Source organism: Pseudoalteromonas sp. Z9A5, from assembly GCF_011378875.1.
Classification (GTDB): domain Bacteria; phylum Pseudomonadota; class Gammaproteobacteria; order Enterobacterales; family Alteromonadaceae; genus Pseudoalteromonas.
Map to the genome: position 1 here is coordinate 144,977 of NZ_WTLC01000004.1, position 18,669 is coordinate 163,645.

Sequence of the window (18,669 nt, forward strand, 5' to 3'; positions counted from 1 at the left end):
TACTTAATATAGAGTTGCAACAGTAGATTGAGTTTTAAGTCGTATGTTTGTTTTTAGCTAAAATTAAGTCAGTACTACATAGTTATAACGCACTTAACAATAATAGCTGTACACAGAGATAATGCATGTATTGAGTTGGTTATGTACTTTACGTTTCTTATGGATGAAAAGTTAAAGCTTTGTTCAACTTTAATATTTAAATGTAGGTGCGCATTATATTAATTTTGGGTTAATCTGTATAAATAATAACTTAAAGTACAAGTGAAGCTATATGAATATTGTACGTAATGTAGATGCTACAAAAAGTGTATTGTTGATTATTGATTTACAGGAAAAATTAGCCCCTGCAATTGGTGGCTTTTCTGATATTTTAACCAACACACTAAAATTATCGCAGGCAAGTGTTATTCATAGTGTACCTGTTTTAATTTCTGAGCAATATAAAAAAGGCTTAGGTGGTACGCTCCAACAAATAAGAGATGGTTTACCGCAGGCTAGTTACTTTGATAAAACACATTTTAGCGCATGTGCTGAGCCTGACTTTTTAGAGTTATTAAAGCGTTATGAACGTCCTCAAATTGTAGTTGTTGGAACGGAGGCACATGTTTGTGTGCTACAAACATGTTTGGATTTATTACAAAGTGGTTTTGATGTTTTTGTCGTTGCTGACGCTGTTGGATCACGTAACAAAAAGCATGAGCAGATTGCTATCGAACAATTAAGACAAGCTGGTGCCGTAATTTCATGTGCGGAAACGGTTATTTTTCAGTGGACTAAAAAAGCAGCAACGCCTACATTTAAGAAAGTACTCACTATTATTAAATAAGTTACTTATATGTTGGCAATAAGATAAATATTTATAAAATGTACCATTTATTATTTTAACTTATGAACTATTTTTCATTTTTTACGTATCATGCTCGTCAGCTTGTTAAAAAGTAATATAAACAAAATTTAAGGTTTTTATGTCTAGTGTCAGTCGGTTATTTACAATTATATTTAGTCTTTTATTTGTCGAGTCTATTGCTATAGGCTTGTATTTTGACACGTTATTACAAGCTTTTATGATAGGTTTACCACTATCATTATTACCGATATGGCTCTTAAACACGCAACAAAATAGCTCTATAACTCCTCATGTAGTTGCTGCTGCGATAATGATGTTCTCTTTTTTACATATACAACAAACCTTTGGATTAATTGAAGTACATTTTGAAATATTCATTTTAATGCCAATGTTAATCGTATTTGTGCAGTGGCGTGTATTTATTACTGCGATTTTGTTTGTGGCAGTACATCATTTATCATTTTATTACTTGCAGACACAAAACACCGGCTTTTATGTGTTTGACCCAGATAGACTTGCTTTTACAACTGTGCTTATTCACGCTGGTTATGCAATAGTGGAAGTGGTTGTTGTAGCTTACATAGCAATAACGCTAAAACAAGAACGCAGCGCAGGGCTATCACTTAGTTATGCTACAGAACAAATAATGCAAGACCCAGAACATATAAAGCTCTCATTACGAGCAGATGATACACAAAGCGAAGCAGTAAATGGTTTTAATACATTACTCGATTATTTAAGTAATGTAATTAAGCAAGTGCAAACCCAATCAGCGTCTTTGCAAACAAACTCACAAGAATTAATTCAGGTACATGACCAATTAGCAGATGGCGCTCAACAGCGCACGCAGCAAACAGACGAAATTGCTAATTCAGGCGCTCAAGTTGCTAATGGTTTCAAACTTGTAGAAGAAGAAAGTGAAGTTTTAAAGCATCAAGTTGATAATATTACCCAAGCAGCAAGCGGTGTTTTAAATGATGTATTACAAACCGACAGTAAAAGTAGAGAATTACTAACACTTTTAAATCATACGGAAGAGCAAATTAACCACTTAGTTGCGGCTGGAGATGTTATTTCGGGGTTACTTAATGAAATATCAGGTATCGCAGAGCAAACAAACCTCCTTGCGCTTAATGCAGCAATAGAAGCCGCTAGGGCGGGGGAGCATGGTAGAGGCTTTGCAGTTGTTGCATCTGAAGTACGATCGCTTGCTAATAATAGTAAAGCGACCACAGATAAAATTGGGCTTACGCTAAAAGATCTAGTTAATAACAGTAAAACGTCAACACAGTCTATGAGTCAATGTGTCGATTTTGTTGTTGATTTAACAGCAATAAGTACTGCAATGAAAGAAAATATATCTGCGATGAGTGAGCAAATTAAAGCCGTGTCAGTGAGTACTGATTCAGTGGCTCAAGTTGTTGCAGAGCAGGCTATAAATACTGCACAAATAGCACAAGGGACTGATTTTATGCGACAAAATCAGCACGAAGATACAAAAGTAGTGCAGCAACTTACCGCTAAAGTGCAACTAATTGATGTGAGTATTGATGTGCTAGAGCAAAGTATTGCTAAGTTCAAATAGCCCTCATTTTTTAAAGCTGATCATTTTTCTGTGGTTGGCTTTTGTTGTATCTGGGCTTGTGTACTTTCAGGCTGGGCAGTTAAAAGCTTTTGATGGTAACCAAATGCTATTACAAAAGAGCTGGTTCGCTGATTTTAAAAAGCAATTAGCATGGGATGATGGCAATGCTGCCTCACTTGTATTGGTTATGGAACCAAGTTGCGGTTGTGCAAAGCAAGCAAAAAACCACATATCATCACTAAAAAAGTTTGCTAAAAATAATGGGATTAACATTGTACAGTTACCTTTTTCGCAAAATTTAAAACACGTTATACCAGCTACACCGGCTGCGGTAATTATCGATAAAAATGGGAAGTTTGTTTATGCAGGCCCTTTATCTGAAGGTTTAGCGTGCTCACAAGGCAGTGGTTTTGTTGAAACAGTAATTACAAACTTAGCCGCAGGTTTTAATTCGGAATTATTAATTGCTGATACAAAAGGGTGTTATTGCGTAAGTGATGTATAAAAAACAAGAAGAACTACTGAGCATTTGAGGTTAAATTTGTTCAAATTAGGGCGGCTTAGTTGCCGATAATACTTGCTACAACATCACAAAGTTACCATACACATGGGTGATATTGTGTTGATAAACTTACTCATTAGTTTAATACAGTTGTATTTTTAGCAGGCTACTCCCCTAAGAGACGGGCATCATTTCACAAATTGTGTACTCGGTAAATATTCAATATGGTATTTGGTTTTACAACGTTGGGGTTGTTTTGAGCGTGTGTGATTAGGGTCTTTTGACCTTTTAGGGTTAGAATTTATTCTAAACAATAATCATTGTTTTAACACCAAGCGAGGGTTGATATGGTGAGCTTTTTGTTAGCTGTTAGTATTTAACACTAATCTGCATAAGTATTTTAATAATTGAACGAATTAAATCCCTCCAGATCGCTGTAAAATTTTCATTTAGAGCAACTCAATATAAGGTTCCCCTCTACTATAGAGCAATTTTCTTATTGTGAAATAGACCCTATATCTAAGCAGGTTGGCATAATAATAGAACTTGAAATACTGTTTTTTATTATGAAAAAGTAAATAAGCAGACACTATAATTAGTATCTGCTTTGAATATTTAAAACCGGTTAGCTAATAAATAACAATCGAAATGTTTAATTAAGCCTGAGGCTTAATTAAGTATTTTTCACCTGTAGCTTGCTTAGAATAAGCTTCTATCGACTGTAATTGTAATACCTCTGCTAACGACACTTCGTGTGTATATTTGCTTGCAAATGTTGTGGTAATTTCATTTGCTATACGTTTACGCATAGCCATCACAGTGTCCGTTCCTAATTTACCTAATGCATTAAATAATAAGAACCCATTTACGGCCCAAGTAAAACCAAAGTTACGATTTAGTGTAATAGGTCCACGGTCTAATGCACCATAAATATATACTTGTTTAAAAGTATCAGAACCATAAATTGTATGCTCTTTCATATCACGCGCTGCTGCAACTTCCATACAGTTAAGAATGTCACTAGTTAATTGACCACCGCCAATAGGGTCAAACGCAATAGTTGCACCTGTTTCGATAATTGCTTGCGTTAAATCAGCAAGGAAAGTTTCACTACTTGAGTTAACAATATACTTTGCACCCATATTGCGTAATAAAGTTTCTTGTTCTGTTCTACGTACAATGTTAATCAAATCAACGCCATCGGCAATACAAATACGGTTTAGCATTTGGCCAAGATTAGATGCAGCCGCTGCATGAATAATCGCTTTATGACCTTCAGCGCGCATAGTTTCAACCATTGCTAAAGCCGTAAGCGGATTAACAAAAGACGATGCGCCTTCTTTAGCCGTAGTACCTTCTTTTAGCTCTAAGCAACTTTGTACATTGGCACATATAAATTGACGATAAGTTCCGCCACCAATCACTGCAACAGTTTTACCCATTAAGGCTTGTGCTGATGGCGACGAGCCTGCTGCTACAACAGTACCAGCACCTTCATTTCCAACTGGTGTTGCTTTACCAACACGCGTTTTAAGTGATTGCATAAACTCAGCTGGAACATCAGCAGTAATTATAGGGTTTTGATCGTTACCAGACTGTACAGCGGTAGACATATCAGCAGCACTGAATAAAACCCCTAAATCAGATGGGTTTAGTGGAGCCGCTTCAATACGAATAACAACTTCATCGGCACCAGGTTGTGGTATTTCGATGTTTTTTAAAGCAAGTGTTAGTTTATTATCTTCGCTAATTGTTGAAGTAAGTTGGATGTTTTTATCGCTCATTTGGTTAAACTCCTGCAAGTGATTAAATTAATTGAGCCAATAACTTTATTGCATTGGCTATTGTTTTGTTAGGTCAACACGCCTTAGTTAGCATTTGCCGCTTGAATCTGTATTTTTACTTTTTGAAGAAATTCAGGCATATTTGCTAGGCGATCAGCCTCTACTTTTTTAGCGAGAGCAGTTTGGCTCATAGAATCATTCCACTCTTTCATTCCTGGTATTTCTGCAAGTACGTCCCAATCAAGTTGGCTTGCACCAAATGCGCTAACGATGGTATTAACGTAATAAACGTAAATGTCAGCCATTGAAAATTGCTCACCTGCAATCCAAGGTGAAAACTTACATAAGCTACTTAATGCAATAACGCCACGATTTAATACTTGTCGTACTTCGGCTTTCAGCGATTCGGGAACTTCAGTGCCTGAAAACACAAAAGGTATTAATCGTCTGCTTGGCAGTTCAAAATAAAGCTCAGCTATTTTCATTATTTGACGAACAACAGCACGTTCACCTGCATTTTCTGGATATAGCGCAGTGGCGGGATAAGTTTCTTCAATAAAGTCACAAATTACACTCGACTCTGAAAGATTAAGACCTTCAGACGTAGTGATAGCAGGGACTTTACCTACTGGGCTGATTGCTAGTAATTCTTCACTACCACCGTAAATTAGGTTTTCTTTAAATGGCAGTTCTTTATATAAAAGTACATGTTTCACTAGGTTGTAATAGTTACTAGCGGCAAAACCGTGCAAAGTAATCATAAATCAGTTTCCTATCATTTACGTAAAGGCTATTTTTAATTGCAACAAAAGTGCAAATTAAAGTCCCTGTATTTAATACGCTGCAACAAGTCTGGGTTGCAATTTTTATGCTAAATACATTATTACCTGTTTTAATTTGATTATATATAGGGGAAAATACCAATCACTTTTGTTTTTAAAACAATAATAAGAGCTGTCAAAAACTTATTTAATGGAGAAGTTAGTTGGATCAACTACGGGCAATACGGTATTTCAGTAAAGTAGTCGAAACGGGTAGTTTTACTAAAGCTGCGAGTGTATTCAATGTGCCGCCATCATCATTATCTAGGCGAGTTGCTGATTTAGAAAAAAGTTTAGGGGCAACGTTACTAAAGCGTTCAACACGAATCGTTAAACTGACCGAAGTAGGGCAGATTTATTATAACGACATGCAGCAAATATTAAATCAGCTAGAGCAAAGTAATGAAACAGTTCGTAGTTACCAAACAACGCCAATGGGGCGTTTGCGCATAAGTTCGATGGTGGGTTTTGGCGAAAAAATATTACTTCCTTTGTTGGATGAATTTAGCCTGTTATATCCAGAAATTACATTAGATGTCAGTTTAAGTGATGAACTATCAACACTTGGACGTGACGATGTGGATATTGCTATTCGCGGAGGGTATGCTCCAAACGAGCGCGTGCTTGCAATAAGGTTAATGGATAATGGGTTTATTCCTGTCGCTTCACTCAGCTATTTAGAAAAATATGGCATGCCTTCTAATGCGATGGAATTAAAACAGCACAATGGTCTTTATTTTAAAGCACCATCGGGACCAACCCCTTGGTTATGCAATATTAAGGGGCAGTGGCATGATGTTTCCGGACCCGCTGTCGCTATTTCAAATAACGGACCATGGCTTGCAAAAAAAGCTTGTAACGGTGAAGGTATTTTAATGTCTACTCGATGGGCGTTAGCTTCATATCTAGAATCGGGTAAGTTGCAAGAGCTTAAATTTGAACATGAGCTCGCTATAACTCAACACTCTAATATGGCAGTTTATTTGTTATATCAAAAACAGCGCTACTTAGTGCCAAAAGTAAAAGCAGCCGTAGACTTTTTAGTGCAAAGAATAAAAGTAGAAAATGAAATTAAGAAAAGCGAATAAAGGTAAGCGACACGTGAATCAACTTTGGTTTGTATTCGCAAACATCTAAGCTATCTTTAATAAACAAACACCATTGATGAATATTATTTAGCTTCAATTAGTCGCAAAATCTCAGTTTGTGTGACTCGAATCAAAAATTTAAAATGATATATGTTAGCTAATAAAATAATTGATAACTATTTTCGTTTAGATTACTATGTACATACTAAATGTAATGAGAGTGGTTTGTATTCATGTATATTTGTCTATGTCATGGTGTGACCGATAAAAAAATTGAGCAAACAATTGACGATGGTGCAACAACCATGCGTGAATTAACTAAAGAGCTTAAAGTGGGCAGCCAATGCGGTAAGTGTTGTGGTTGTACTAAAAAGATCCTTAATCGCAGACTTATTCAAATTGCAGATGTAACGGATCAAGTTGCTTAATTACATTTTAAAAATTTAAACATAAAAAAAGCAGCCTTGGCTGCTTTTTTATGTTTGTTACTTTTACAGTTGAGACTGTAAGTAGTTTTCAATCCCCGTATTTTTTATGAGCAATTGTTGGGTTTCTAGCCAATCAATCTGCTCTTCTTGTTCATTTAAAATATGATCAAGTGCTTCACGAGTAATGTAATCTTTTTTGCTTTCAGCAAGTTTAACTGCACTACGTAACTCATCAATAGTATCGAGTTCAAAACCCATATTGGCAGCAATCATTTCTTCGCTATTTTCACCAATACGTAATCGACCTAAGTCTTGAAGATTTGGTAACCCTTCTAAAAACAAAATACGTTCGATTAAGCGATCAGCATTTTTCATTTTTTGAATTGATACTTTGTAATCTGCTTTATCTAGCTGAGTAAAGCCAAAATCTTTAAACATACGTGCATGTAAAAAATATTGGTTAATACCTACAAGTTCGTTAGCAAGTATTTTGTTAAGCGCCGCAATTACGTCTTTATCGCCTTTCATATTATATGCTCCTACTAAGCCATTTGTGCTTGATGATAATTTCCAGAACCAATTTTATCAATTAAGCCAAGTTGTTGTTCTAACCAGTAAACATGGTCTTCTTCGGTATCAAATAATAGTTTTTCTAAAATGGTACGAGACTGATAATCTTGTTGCTCTTCACATATTGCGATTACGTCTTTAACACAGGCAACTACTTCTAGCTCAAGTGTTAAATCGTTTTGCATCATACTTTTTACATCGTTACCGATGATTAAATCACGACGTTTAGTCATGTTTGGCACACCTTCTAAAAACAAGATGCGTTTAATAAGCCAATCGGCGTGATCTTTTTCTTCTTCCATTTCGTGGTTAAGGCGCTCGTATAGCTTATTTAAACCCCAGTCGTCATACATGCGCGAGTGTATAAAATACTGATCGATTGCCGCTAATTCGTTAGCTAACAATGTATTAAAAGCATCGATTACTTTTTGATTACCTTTCATGATAAACCACCTTAACAATTTCAATTGTGCACAGTGTATTATAATTAGCTTGTATTGCAAGTTTTTCTATAAAAATCATTGCGTTACTATTGATTTTGATTCTTATTTAAGTTTGCGTTATTGCTTGGTTTGTGAACAATTTTGTATTTGTATTAGCATCTAAAAACTAATCGTGATCTATAGGATAAAAATGAGGATTATTTATGGGGAGTGTTAAAAATACAGGCATGTAGAGCACGCCTGTATTTTACGTATTTATTCGTTAAAATTGATATTTAGCACCTAAAGTAGCCGTTGTGCCTAATCCTTTAATGTTATATCCACCGTAGGTGTAAGCCTGTGCGCGGGCAGGGTAGTAATCGCTATTGAACAGGTTTTCTATACCAAAATATCCACTCCATTGTGCGTTAACATTGTATTGGCCACTTAAATTAAACATGTTGTAGCTACTAACTGGACCTTGATCCCCTATGTACTGACCTTGTTCATTTTTATCAAAACGTTTTCTGTCGCCTACATATAAAAAACTCATCGCAAGTGATAGCTTATCATTTGTTTGCCACGTTAAATTAGCAGTGGCTTTAGGTGGACTAATTTGAGCAGCCCCTAAGTACTCATCAGCTTCAGTGTTTTTACCTTCAACATAGCTATAAGTTGCGCTTAGTTTAAGATCTTGCGTAATAGTGTAGTTAACTAACCCTTCGTAACCCCATATTTCTTGTGGTGCGCGTACAGGTTCGTAAACACCCGTTATTTCATTATATTCACTACTTGTACCTAGCTCTGAAGTACTTCTGTAAAGTGCAAATTCAAAACGCACGTTTTCAAACTGTGAAGTAAAACCAACTTCGTAATTATCAATTATAGAAGCTTGTGTTTGAATTAGCGCAATATCCTCAACGGTTGCTGCGCGAAGTAATCGACCTATATCAGAAATGTCAGAGCCCTGTGAATAACTAAAAAATGGGCTAAATGCATCTGTTAAATTGTATTTAATACCAGCGTTATACGTAGTTGCATCGTAATCAATAGTGTCTCCACGTACACTTAATGGCACTGAACATTGAGTGGGAGTACTACAAAGTTTTAGTGTTTGATAGTCACTCACGCTTAAATCAATGCTTTCGTTTCTTACACCGACTTTTAAAATAATATCATCGTTTATTACCCACTTTGTTTGTAAAAAGCCAGCAACACTTTGCATGTCCATCTCTGGTACCCATATACGACCATCGACTAAAGGTTGCGATGTTTTATCGTTTAGGGCATCAATTCCATAAATTAAAGTCGCGGTTACGTTTTCAAAATCAAACTGGCTATTAAATGTGGCTCTTGCGCCTTGTTTGTCTGATTTAATAACGGATTGACCCCCAGTGTAACCTTCATCAAGGTTAGCTAAAGCGGTGGAGTAGAAGAACACATTTTCTATATTTTGCTTATATAAGTCGAGTGTCATTTGTGTGTTTTCAAACAATGCGTAATCAACATATTTTAAAGTTATATTTTCGTTGCCTTCAGGTCCTTGCGGTTTACCTTGTTTTTGAAGCGCTGTTGGGACGTGTGTAGCGTATGTTTTTTCACCTATATTGACATTCCCAGTTACATCACCTAAATCAGTTTTTTGCTGTGACCTATAAAAATTATAGCTAAACTGTAGTTGCTTTTCATCATCAAAATCATAAGTTAGTTTGCTAAAATAGTTTTGAGTTTCTGAGTCTGATAAACCATATTGCAAGCCTAAAATATCGCCTTGCGAATCGCGTTGTACGCCATTTTCTTCATAGCTTGCTGTTAACAGGTAGCTTAGTTTGCTGAGCTTACCGTTTACTGCTGCCGATATTCTACCGCCCCCAGTCTCTGCTAATTTAACTGTACTAAAGCGACTTGAAATACTTATTTCACCTTCAGGCTTTCCATCACTGCGTGCTTGTTTAGTTATATAGTTAATAATACCGCCCGAAGCACCATTACCATAAATTGAGGTAGCACCTTTTATTACTTCAATGCGTGCTATTGCGCTGGCGTCTAACGTTTTTACACCTAAAGCTCCATTGCGAAGAGGGGTTGATTGCGGTACACCATCAATCATTATTAAAGGAGCTCGGCCGCGAAGTGTTTGCCCCGAATTGCTTGAACTACCTGTATCTGGTGCAAGCCCAGGAACCATTTGCGCTAGTAAGCTCCCCAGTTCTGAACTTACTTTTAAATGCTGTTGTATTTGTTGCTGATTAATAACGGTAATAGAGGCGGGTACTTCATCAATGCTCTCTGATATACGACTACCAGATACAATGACATGTTCTAACTGATCAGAAGTGTATTCATTTTTATTCTTTTCATCTGCTAGCGTGTTAGTACTCATTGCAACAGCAATAAGGCAAAGCGAAGTTTTTAACATGGAAAGTCTTAGTTGATAATAATTTACGTAATGGTAATTATTATCAACTAGCGAATCAAGTGTTAATGAGATTTATTTCCATTTATGTCGTTTTAACCAAAAATACACACCGCTTACAATAAAAAACGCTAATGAAAGTGCTATTAACAACCATAAAAATTGCACTACAGGCCCTGCAAAATCACCTATGTGAAATTTATACTTAAAGTTCCATGCTTGCGTTGTAAAATTAGTTTTACTGGCATCAAATGAGTTTAATACTTTACCAGTAAACGGATCTGTCCAAATCCAACTATAAGCATGGTTTTCGCCAGGGTTTTGCATTCTCAGTGCAATTGCATCGTCATCTTTTTTAGGTAAATAAACTCTATATAGCTTGCCATCAGGGAATATATTTTCAGCATTTTTAATTGCTTCGTTATAGTTTAAAGCAGCTTGAGAGGGGTTTATTACTTTTGGTGCTTTAGGTCTTTGTTCTACTTTGTTAAATGTTACAAATTCTAATACAGACTGAGTTTGTGTTTTCCAATTAAATGCCATACCAGTAAACGCGATAAGTACGAGGGGTATAAAAAAATATACACCAAGCACTGTATGCAATTGGTACATCAATACTCTAAATTTAGCTTTTGGTTTTATAGCTAAACGTTTAATTCTGTTTTTAGGTTTTACCCATAAATAAAAGCCGAAGAATACATTTATTAAAAGTAGTAATGCACACACTGACATCCAGTTTTTAAAGGTTTTATTACCGTCACTATCTTCAAATAAAAGCCAACGATGCAATCCCATCGCAAACCCATAAATAGTATCGGTAGAATCGTAGGTACTTAATACAGCCCCAGAGTAGGGATTAACGCTGGCATAGTTTTTATCAGCTAATCTAAATTGCCAAGCCATATTAGCGTTTTGCTCAGGCATAAAAAAAGTGATTTTTTGCTTAGTTTGATCTTGTACACTTTGTATAAGCTCATCGTAATGCATTGAAGTAGCTTGCGGTATTACTTGCCATTTTTCAGGTTCTATTAAGTGCTGAATGTCTTTTGCGTAAATCATAACAGCACCCGTTAAGCTCACTATTAATAAAAATAGTCCGCTAATAAGGGCAAGGCCTAAGTGAATTCTTCTTAACCAGAGTTTCAACAACAATATCTCAACGATGCGTTTAATGTCTTTTATTGTAAATGATAATACGAGCTGTTTTCAATTAAATAATTCAGTTGTTAAATATATGACCAAAATCATATTTTTTGATTTTCGATTATGCAGTTTTCAATATTAAAATAGTCGTGTAAATAATGCTTAATAGCTTCTAAATCTATTTGGTTTTGCGTGTTAATAACTAATTCACAGTAGGTGGTTTTATCGTCTAGTTGCCATGCTTTAATACTAGCGACGTTTTGTATCTGGAATTTTTTAATTAGTGCTTTAGTTACAGCTGCATTATCAAAATGTGAGGGAGCGGCTTGCATTAAAATTTTACAGCTCTCCTTGAGAAGTAATACGCCGTGATAAATAACATAAACAGAAATTAAAATTGTCGCTATTAAATCAACTATATACCACTGATATAAAATGATTAAGGTACCCGCTACAATTACAACAATAGACGCCATTGCATCAGATACATTATGAATAAATGCAGCTCTTATATTCATACTGTGATTTGCGCCAGCTCTGTACGTTAAAAACGCTGTTACTAAATCGACTACTAGCGCTATTGCTGCAACCCAAACAACAATCCAACCATTAATTGGCTGGGGATTAAAATAGCTCGAAATAGATTCGAAAACTAAATACACACCAATTATTATTAATGTACTGCTATTAAAAAGAGTAGCGAGTATTTCGGCTCGTTTATAACCAAAATGATGGGTGTTGTTGGCAGGTTTATTGCCAATCTTGCGTGCTACTAAAGCAATAAATATTGCAGCCGCATCGCTTAAGTTATGCAGGGCGTCGGCTATTAACGACAGGCTCCCCGAAAACACACCGCCAATAACTTGCGCTACTGTAAGCAAAACGTTTATAACAACAGCAACAGTAAGTTGTTTATTACTTTGATTTTCATCTACATGACTGTGCGAGTGATCGTGGCCCATAATGCTCTCAAAAAAACATTTTATAATAATATATGCTTATATCATGACAAGTTTACAACCGCTATAAGCACAATGTTGTGTATGAATTAATACAAGATAAAAATGGTTATAAACGTCTATTATTTGTAATCCTAAATGATAGACGTTTATGCGCTAAATATCGATTTTTTAAGGAGTTTACAGTTCAAAACTTGCGTCTTTACATATTTAATGCATTAATATAAGCAATATAAAATAACTAAAAGTTGCTGGAAATTAAGCATGGATAAAGGTTTGAACTTTGGTGAGTTAACAGGTAAAGGACAATCTGTTCGAAGTAAATTAATTATAACCTTTATAATCATTGCGTTAGGACCATTGTGTTTGCTTACTTGGTTTAGTTTTCAGCATGTAAATAACACCCTTAAACAAAATGCAAATAGCGAACTTAATGAGTTAAGTAATATAGGTAAGCAATTTGCCAATATTTGGTTTTCAGATCATGTTAAAGACCTTTATTTACTTAAATCACGGTTAGGAAACAACCCCACTAAAAAACAAAACTTAATTAACGAGTTTACTAAACAGTATGACTTTGTAAATCATGTTGAGTTTATCGATACTTCATCTGCTGAAATTACGCCTAATGTTTCATTTTTTAATCAACCCATACAAAGTGATTTTATAAAAATATACGCTGAAAAAAACAATATTCAGCAAACACTTTTTCGCTCTATTGTAATGAATGGACGAGAGCACCACGTAGTTTCATTACCGATATTAGATTCAAACAAGCAGTTGCAGGCAATATTACTCGCTGATGTAAATTTGCAAGGGTTACTAAATAATCTAAGTCAAATACATGCCGCCAGTACCAACATTACGTTTTATGTAATGCATAATAATAAAATTGAAAAGCAAGCAACTACAACAGCGTTAAAGCCTCAGTTTTTTTCTCAAAATAGCTCTCCTTCAAAGCAAGTATTTACATATAAAAATAAGAGTGAAAATACATTTTATGGCTACATTAGCGATTTAGACTTTTTGAGTGAGCAAGGTTGGCAGTTACTTGTTTCAAAACCAACTAAAGTTGCCCTTCAGGGGAGTGATTATTATAAGCAGCTTGCTATTTTAACAAATGCAGGCGCTTTGTTACTTATTTTATGCTCGTCTTGGTGGTTTGGTCGCAGGTTGTCTCGTCCTTTAATTCGGTTAACCAAAATTGTTGAAAATATTACAAAAGGACAAGATGTTAAAGTTCCAATATTAAAAGACAGTACTGAATTTAATCAGCTATCAATTGATCTTCACAAGCTAGTAAAAGCGAAGGAAGAGCAAAAAAGTATTTTACAAAAACAACGTTCTGCTCTTCAAATAGCGTTAAAACAATTAGCAGAACAAAAAGCTGCACTAGATGAGCATGCCATTGTTGCTGTAACTGATTTAAAAGGCACTATTACTTTTGTAAATAAAAAGTTTTGTGAAGTAAGCGGCTATAAAGAACATCAGCTATTAGGCCAAAATCATCGACTTCTCAATTCAGGTACGCACCCTAAAGCGTTTTTTAAAGAGATGTATAAAACGCTGCAAAAAGGCGAAATTTGGAATGGACAAATATGTAATAAAGCCAAGCATGGCGGTTTTTATTGGGTAGATACAACCATAGCGCCATTTTTAGATGATGAAGGTAAACCACAAAGTTATATTGCAATACGTACAGATATGACCGCATTAAAATTGCAAGAACTTGAACTAGAACAACATAAAACACAGCTTCAGTTGGTGATAGACAGTACAGCTGTCGGTATTTGGGATTGGTACATAGATACCAGCAGAATAACCTTTAATAACCGCTGGGCTGAAATAATTGGTTACAAGCTGAGTGATATAGAACCTTGCACAATTGAGACTTGGTATAAGTACGCTAATCCGGAAGATCTAATCGAATCCGACTTAAAATTAAAAGAACACTTTGCAGGAAAAACAGATTACTACGTTAGCGAAACACGTATGAAACACAAACTCGGTCATTGGGTTTGGGTGCTTGATACTGCAAAAGTAGTTGAGTGGAACAATGATGGTTCGCCAAAGCGAATGATTGGCACGCATTTAGATATTACAAATCAAAAAAATACTGAATTTGAATTACAAAGTAGTAGTGATCGGTTTGCATCATTGGTTGCAAATATTCCAGGTATTATTTATCGATGTACGTTTGATGATACATGGACCATGCTTTACATGAGTGAGCAAACTACAGAAATTACCGGCTATACACCGGATGAATTAATTAATAATAAAGATTTGAGCTTTTTTAGTTTAATGCATGAAGATGATAATGCTGAAGTTGAAAAAGAGATCCGTAAATGTATTGCTGCTAAAAAGCCTTGGTCGGTGGAATATAAAATAAAAATAAGCGACGGTACATACCATTGGATGAATGAGAAAGGTCGAGCTATTTATGATGCCATGGGTAATGTTTTATATTTAGATGGATTTATATTAGATATAACAGAGCGCTATAACACTCAATCAGAAATAAGCCGTCAGCAAAGTTTACTAGAGTCGATGAGTAAACAGGGTCGAATAGGCGCATGGGAAATCGATTTAGAAGCACAAACACTTTATTGGTCAGATGAAGTAAAAGTGATTCATGAATTGCCTGTCGATCATGAGCCAGATCTCGCAACCGCAATTGATTTTTACAAGTCAGGAGAGCATCGAGATAAAATATCTCAACTTTTTGAAAAAGCAGTTTCTTTAGGGGAAAGTTGGAGTATTGAGCTTATTATTTTAACCCATAAAGGAGCAGAGCGCTGGGTTAAGTCTATGGGGCAAGCTGAATTTAAAAATGGCAAATGCATACGTGTGTTTGGTTCATTTCAAAATATTGATGCACATAAGCGACTTGAGTTAGAAAGTGAAAAAGCAAATAGATACAATAAAAACCTTGCTCAGCTAACAATTGCACCAGAGGTACAAAATAGCAATGTTGAACAAGTTAAAAAGCTAATTGTTAAATCAATGTGTGACGTATTAGAAGTAGAGCGTGCAACGCTATGGATATTTAACGATACCTGTAATGCTATGACCTGCCATAGTTTGTATATTAAAGACCAAGGGTTTGTTGAATCTGACGCAGTATTAAATGTTATCGATTATCCTGATTATTTTCATGCTCTTCGCAAACAAAACTTAACGGCAATTAACGATGTGAATAACCATCCTGCTACGGTTGAGTTTATCAATGATTACATAGAACCATTAAATATAAAGTCTATGCTTGACGCGGTTATTTCTATCGGAAGCAGTGAGCTGGGCGTTTTGTGCGCCGAAAAAGTAGGTGAGAATCACAATTGGACACAAAGCGAAGAGACCTATTTACGCTCATTAGCAACACTAGTGGGTAGCACGCTTGTATCACAACGTCGTAAAGAAATTGCCGAAGAGCTTAAAGTTGCGCTAATAAAAGCTGAAGATGCTGCAATAGTTAAAAGCCAGTTTTTAGCCACAATGAGCCATGAAATTAGAACACCAATGAATGGTGTATTGGGTATGTTAGAACTTATTCAGTTAGAGCCGTTACCAAAACCTATAGAAACCAAAGTTGGTATTGCTAAAAGTAGTGCGCATTCATTATTAGGTGTTATTAATGATATTTTAGATTTTTCGAAGGCTGAAGCAGGTAAAATTGAGCTCGAAAATATTAATTTTAATGCACAAGATTTAATTGGCGAAATTGCCGCAGCGCAAGCAATTACTGCACAAGGAAAAGGCATTGAAATTATTCTTGATTTAGTTCATCTCGAACCTGCACAACTATGTGGCGATCCTGGTCGAATTAGGCAAGTTCTTACAAATTTATTAAGTAATGCGGTTAAATTTACAAATGAAGGTGAAGTCGTTATTAGTGCTCAAGTAGATAAAGTAGAGCAAGGCTTAGCATTTAAAATAAAAGTAAAAGATTCTGGTATCGGGATCAATGATAAAAAACAACAGCAACTATTTACGCCTTTTTCGCAGGGTGATGCTTCAACAACCCGTGAGTATGGCGGTACAGGGCTTGGTTTAGCTATATGTAAGCAATTATGCGAGCTGATGAGTGGCTCTATTTCTCTTACAAGCGAAGCTGGTAAAGGAAGCGAATTTACGGCGACCATATTGGTAACTCAAGGCGATCAAAAAGAGCGTTATATTCAAAAGATCGATATAAAAGGTTTATCAGTATTAGTTGTTGATGACAACGAAACAAATCGTATTGTTATATCTCAACAGTTAGAAAATTGGGGCGCAGAGGTAGCGCTTGCCAGCGATGCTTACAAAGCATTGGCAATGTGTGAAAAACGCATTACTAATAAACAAGGAATGTATGATATTGCAGTACTTGATATGCAAATGCCTGGTATGGATGGCATTATGCTTTGCAAAGAACTAAAAGCACATAGTGATTATAAAAATATGCCGCTGGTAATGATGACCAGTATAGCGGGAATGGAAGGGGCTCAGCGTTATTCAGATGCAGGATTTCAGGCTTATTTTCCTAAGCCAGTAACAACTGCTGATATGATTTCTGCACTTTCTGTTATTACTAATAATAAACACAATGATGTATTGCCATTGGTAACTTCTGGCTATATTTCGTCTTTGCGAAAAGAAAAACCAGCAGAAACAGCACATATATTACTAGTTGAAGATAATCTTATTAACCAACAAGTGTCTACCCTAATGCTTAAAAAGCTAAACTGCGACATTACACTTGCAGAAAACGGTCAGCGAGCAGTCGATATTTTAGGTGAACACGAGCGTGGTTATTTCAAAATTGTATTAATGGATTGCCAAATGCCAGTAATGGATGGTTTTGATGCAACAACCGCTATTAGAAATGGTGATGCCGGTGATAAGCATAAAGATATTAAAATAATTGCGTTAACAGCTAATGCTATGGAATCGGATAAACAACGCTGTTTTGATGCAGGAATGGATGACTACTTAAGTAAACCAATTCAACTAGATACTTTAAAAGATAAATTAGATCAGTACATTTAGGGAAAATTAAATGAGCAAAGTAATTGAAATTCGTGATGCAAAGCCAAGTGATGCAAAAACAATTTTGCATTTTATCAACGAACTGGCAATTTACGAAAAAGAACCAGATGCAGTTAAAACTAGCGAGCAAGCTATTTTAGATACATTATTTTGTGAAGGTGCAACTGCGCATAGTATTTTGTGCTTAGATGGTGATGAGGCAATTGGTTTTGCTGTTTATTTTTATAACTACTCTACTTGGCTCGGAAAAAATGGTCTGTACTTAGAAGACTTATATGTGAGCCCTGATAGCCGTGGTAAAGGGGCTGGCAAAGCAATAATGAAGCATTTAGCTAATACAGCACTAAAAAACAATTGCGGTCGATTTGAGTGGGTTGTACTTGATTGGAATAAACCCGCAATTGATTTTTACGATAGCATTGGTGCTAAGCCACAAACAGAGTGGATTATTTATAGATTAACAGGACAAGAGTTAATAGATTTCGCTAAATAGATAATGAAAATCATTTGCATTTGCGTTTGTTGGTGTGTAAGTTAATAGCACATTAGATAAACGCGCAGATGATTTTATGATCTCAGGTCAAAAACAAACCCACCCAGATTTACTTTATCTTGAGCAAGCATTAAGTCCTTGGCAATCAAATATAATGCAGGGCAATTACGCTTTTGAGCAGGGCGCTTTACTTGAAGCGCGTGATAAATATTTTTTAGCTAAAACTCTCGCAAATCGTTTATTACAACAGTTTTTATGTGCCCAAATAAATAACAATGTTATTTACGCTATAGAACATTGCTTACCAGCACTGGTTGTTGCATCTCATAATTTAGCCGATACCTATATTGCAATGCAACAGCCCGAAAATGCCTGTAAATGGTTATGTGAAGCGCATTTGTCGTTATCTCCGCTTATTAATCATACTCATTATGAAGTTCAAAAAGCGAGTAGGCATCATTACCTCAAAACATCTGCTGAACTTGTCGCATTTGCACGCCGGTATCCTTCTTTTCCAGAACTGATTGAGCAAGTTAATTTTTGTTTAAGCTCAAACACACCTTCAAACAAACAATTGCACTAA

15 protein-coding genes are annotated in these 18,669 nt (G+C 35.7%); 8 read left to right on the top strand and 7 right to left on the bottom strand.

Annotation, left to right across the window (positions count from 1 at the left end):
• Positions 1 to 271: 271 nt before the first annotated feature.
• From GQR56_RS04105 to GQR56_RS04115, 3 genes are all read left to right on the top strand, one after another.
• Complete coding sequence (locus tag GQR56_RS04105) at positions 272 to 826, top strand: hydrolase (RefSeq protein ID WP_166109250.1); 555 nt, start codon at positions 272 to 274, stop codon at positions 824 to 826.
• A 139-nt stretch (positions 827 to 965) separates the two neighbouring features.
• Positions 966 to 2,432 carry a methyl-accepting chemotaxis protein gene (locus GQR56_RS04110; RefSeq protein WP_166109251.1) on the top strand — a complete coding sequence of 489 codons (1,467 nt, stop codon included), beginning with the start codon at positions 966 to 968 and terminating at the stop codon, positions 2,430 to 2,432.
• The gene (locus GQR56_RS04115; protein ID WP_024609607.1) at positions 2,416 to 2,937 is read left to right on the top strand and encodes a DUF6436 domain-containing protein; all 522 of its coding nucleotides are present in this window, start codon (positions 2,416 to 2,418) and stop codon (positions 2,935 to 2,937) included. Before GQR56_RS04110 ends, GQR56_RS04115 begins: the two co-directional genes overlap by 17 nt.
• A gap of 653 nt (positions 2,938 to 3,590) precedes the next feature.
• Here GQR56_RS04115 and GQR56_RS04120 read toward each other — a convergent pair.
• Positions 3,591 to 4,718 (bottom strand): zinc-binding dehydrogenase, encoded by a 1,128-nt coding sequence (locus GQR56_RS04120; protein ID WP_166109252.1) that lies wholly within the window; start codon positions 4,716 to 4,718, stop codon positions 3,591 to 3,593.
• Positions 4,719 to 4,801: 83 nt separating this feature from the next.
• Positions 4,802 to 5,479, bottom strand: a complete 678-nt coding sequence (locus GQR56_RS04125) for a glutathione S-transferase family protein (protein WP_166109253.1) — start codon at positions 5,477 to 5,479, stop codon at positions 4,802 to 4,804.
• Between the two features lie 224 nt (positions 5,480 to 5,703).
• Between GQR56_RS04125 and GQR56_RS04130 the strand changes: the two genes are divergently transcribed.
• Both GQR56_RS04130 and GQR56_RS04135 read left to right on the top strand, forming a co-directional pair.
• On the top strand, positions 5,704 to 6,627 hold the full coding sequence (locus tag GQR56_RS04130) for a LysR family transcriptional regulator (RefSeq protein WP_166109254.1): 924 nt from the start codon (positions 5,704 to 5,706) through the stop codon (positions 6,625 to 6,627).
• Positions 6,628 to 6,860: 233 nt separating this feature from the next.
• Positions 6,861 to 7,055, top strand: coding sequence for a (2Fe-2S)-binding protein (locus GQR56_RS04135; RefSeq protein ID WP_002960627.1), 195 nt, complete (start codon positions 6,861 to 6,863; stop codon positions 7,053 to 7,055).
• 63 nt (positions 7,056 to 7,118) lie between these two features.
• Here GQR56_RS04135 and bfr (GQR56_RS04140) read toward each other — a convergent pair whose 3' ends face one another.
• The 5 genes from bfr (GQR56_RS04140) to GQR56_RS04160 all read right to left on the bottom strand — a co-directional run bounded on the left by bfr (GQR56_RS04140) (position 7,119) and on the right by GQR56_RS04160 (position 12,568).
• Positions 7,119 to 7,583, bottom strand: a complete 465-nt coding sequence (bfr, locus tag GQR56_RS04140) for a bacterioferritin (protein WP_024609513.1) — start codon at positions 7,581 to 7,583, stop codon at positions 7,119 to 7,121.
• A 14-nt stretch (positions 7,584 to 7,597) separates the two neighbouring features.
• Entirely contained in the window at positions 7,598 to 8,068 is a 471-nt protein-coding gene (gene bfr, locus GQR56_RS04145; protein WP_024609514.1) for a bacterioferritin, read from the bottom strand.
• A 262-nt stretch (positions 8,069 to 8,330) separates the two neighbouring features.
• Positions 8,331 to 10,466, bottom strand: a complete 2,136-nt coding sequence (locus GQR56_RS04150) for a TonB-dependent receptor (RefSeq protein ID WP_166109255.1) — start codon at positions 10,464 to 10,466, stop codon at positions 8,331 to 8,333.
• Between the two features lie 72 nt (positions 10,467 to 10,538).
• Positions 10,539 to 11,609 (bottom strand): PepSY-associated TM helix domain-containing protein, encoded by a 1,071-nt coding sequence (locus GQR56_RS04155; protein ID WP_166109256.1) that lies wholly within the window; start codon positions 11,607 to 11,609, stop codon positions 10,539 to 10,541.
• 98 nt (positions 11,610 to 11,707) lie between these two features.
• Complete coding sequence (locus GQR56_RS04160) at positions 11,708 to 12,568, bottom strand: cation diffusion facilitator family transporter (RefSeq protein WP_166109257.1); 861 nt, start codon at positions 12,566 to 12,568, stop codon at positions 11,708 to 11,710.
• 261 nt (positions 12,569 to 12,829) lie between these two features.
• Between GQR56_RS04160 and GQR56_RS04165 the strand changes: the two genes are divergently transcribed.
• The 3 genes from GQR56_RS04165 (at position 12,830) to GQR56_RS04175 (ending at position 18,669) form a co-directional block, all read left to right on the top strand.
• The gene (locus GQR56_RS04165; protein WP_166109258.1) at positions 12,830 to 17,593 is read left to right on the top strand and encodes a PAS domain-containing protein; all 4,764 of its coding nucleotides are present in this window, start codon (positions 12,830 to 12,832) and stop codon (positions 17,591 to 17,593) included.
• Between the two features lie 10 nt (positions 17,594 to 17,603).
• Positions 17,604 to 18,086: a GNAT family N-acetyltransferase gene (locus tag GQR56_RS04170; RefSeq protein ID WP_166109259.1), complete on the top strand. Its 483-nt coding sequence runs from the start codon at positions 17,604 to 17,606 to the stop codon at positions 18,084 to 18,086.
• 76 nt (positions 18,087 to 18,162) lie between these two features.
• Positions 18,163 to 18,669, top strand: coding sequence for a hypothetical protein (locus GQR56_RS04175; protein WP_024610387.1), 507 nt, complete (start codon positions 18,163 to 18,165; stop codon positions 18,667 to 18,669).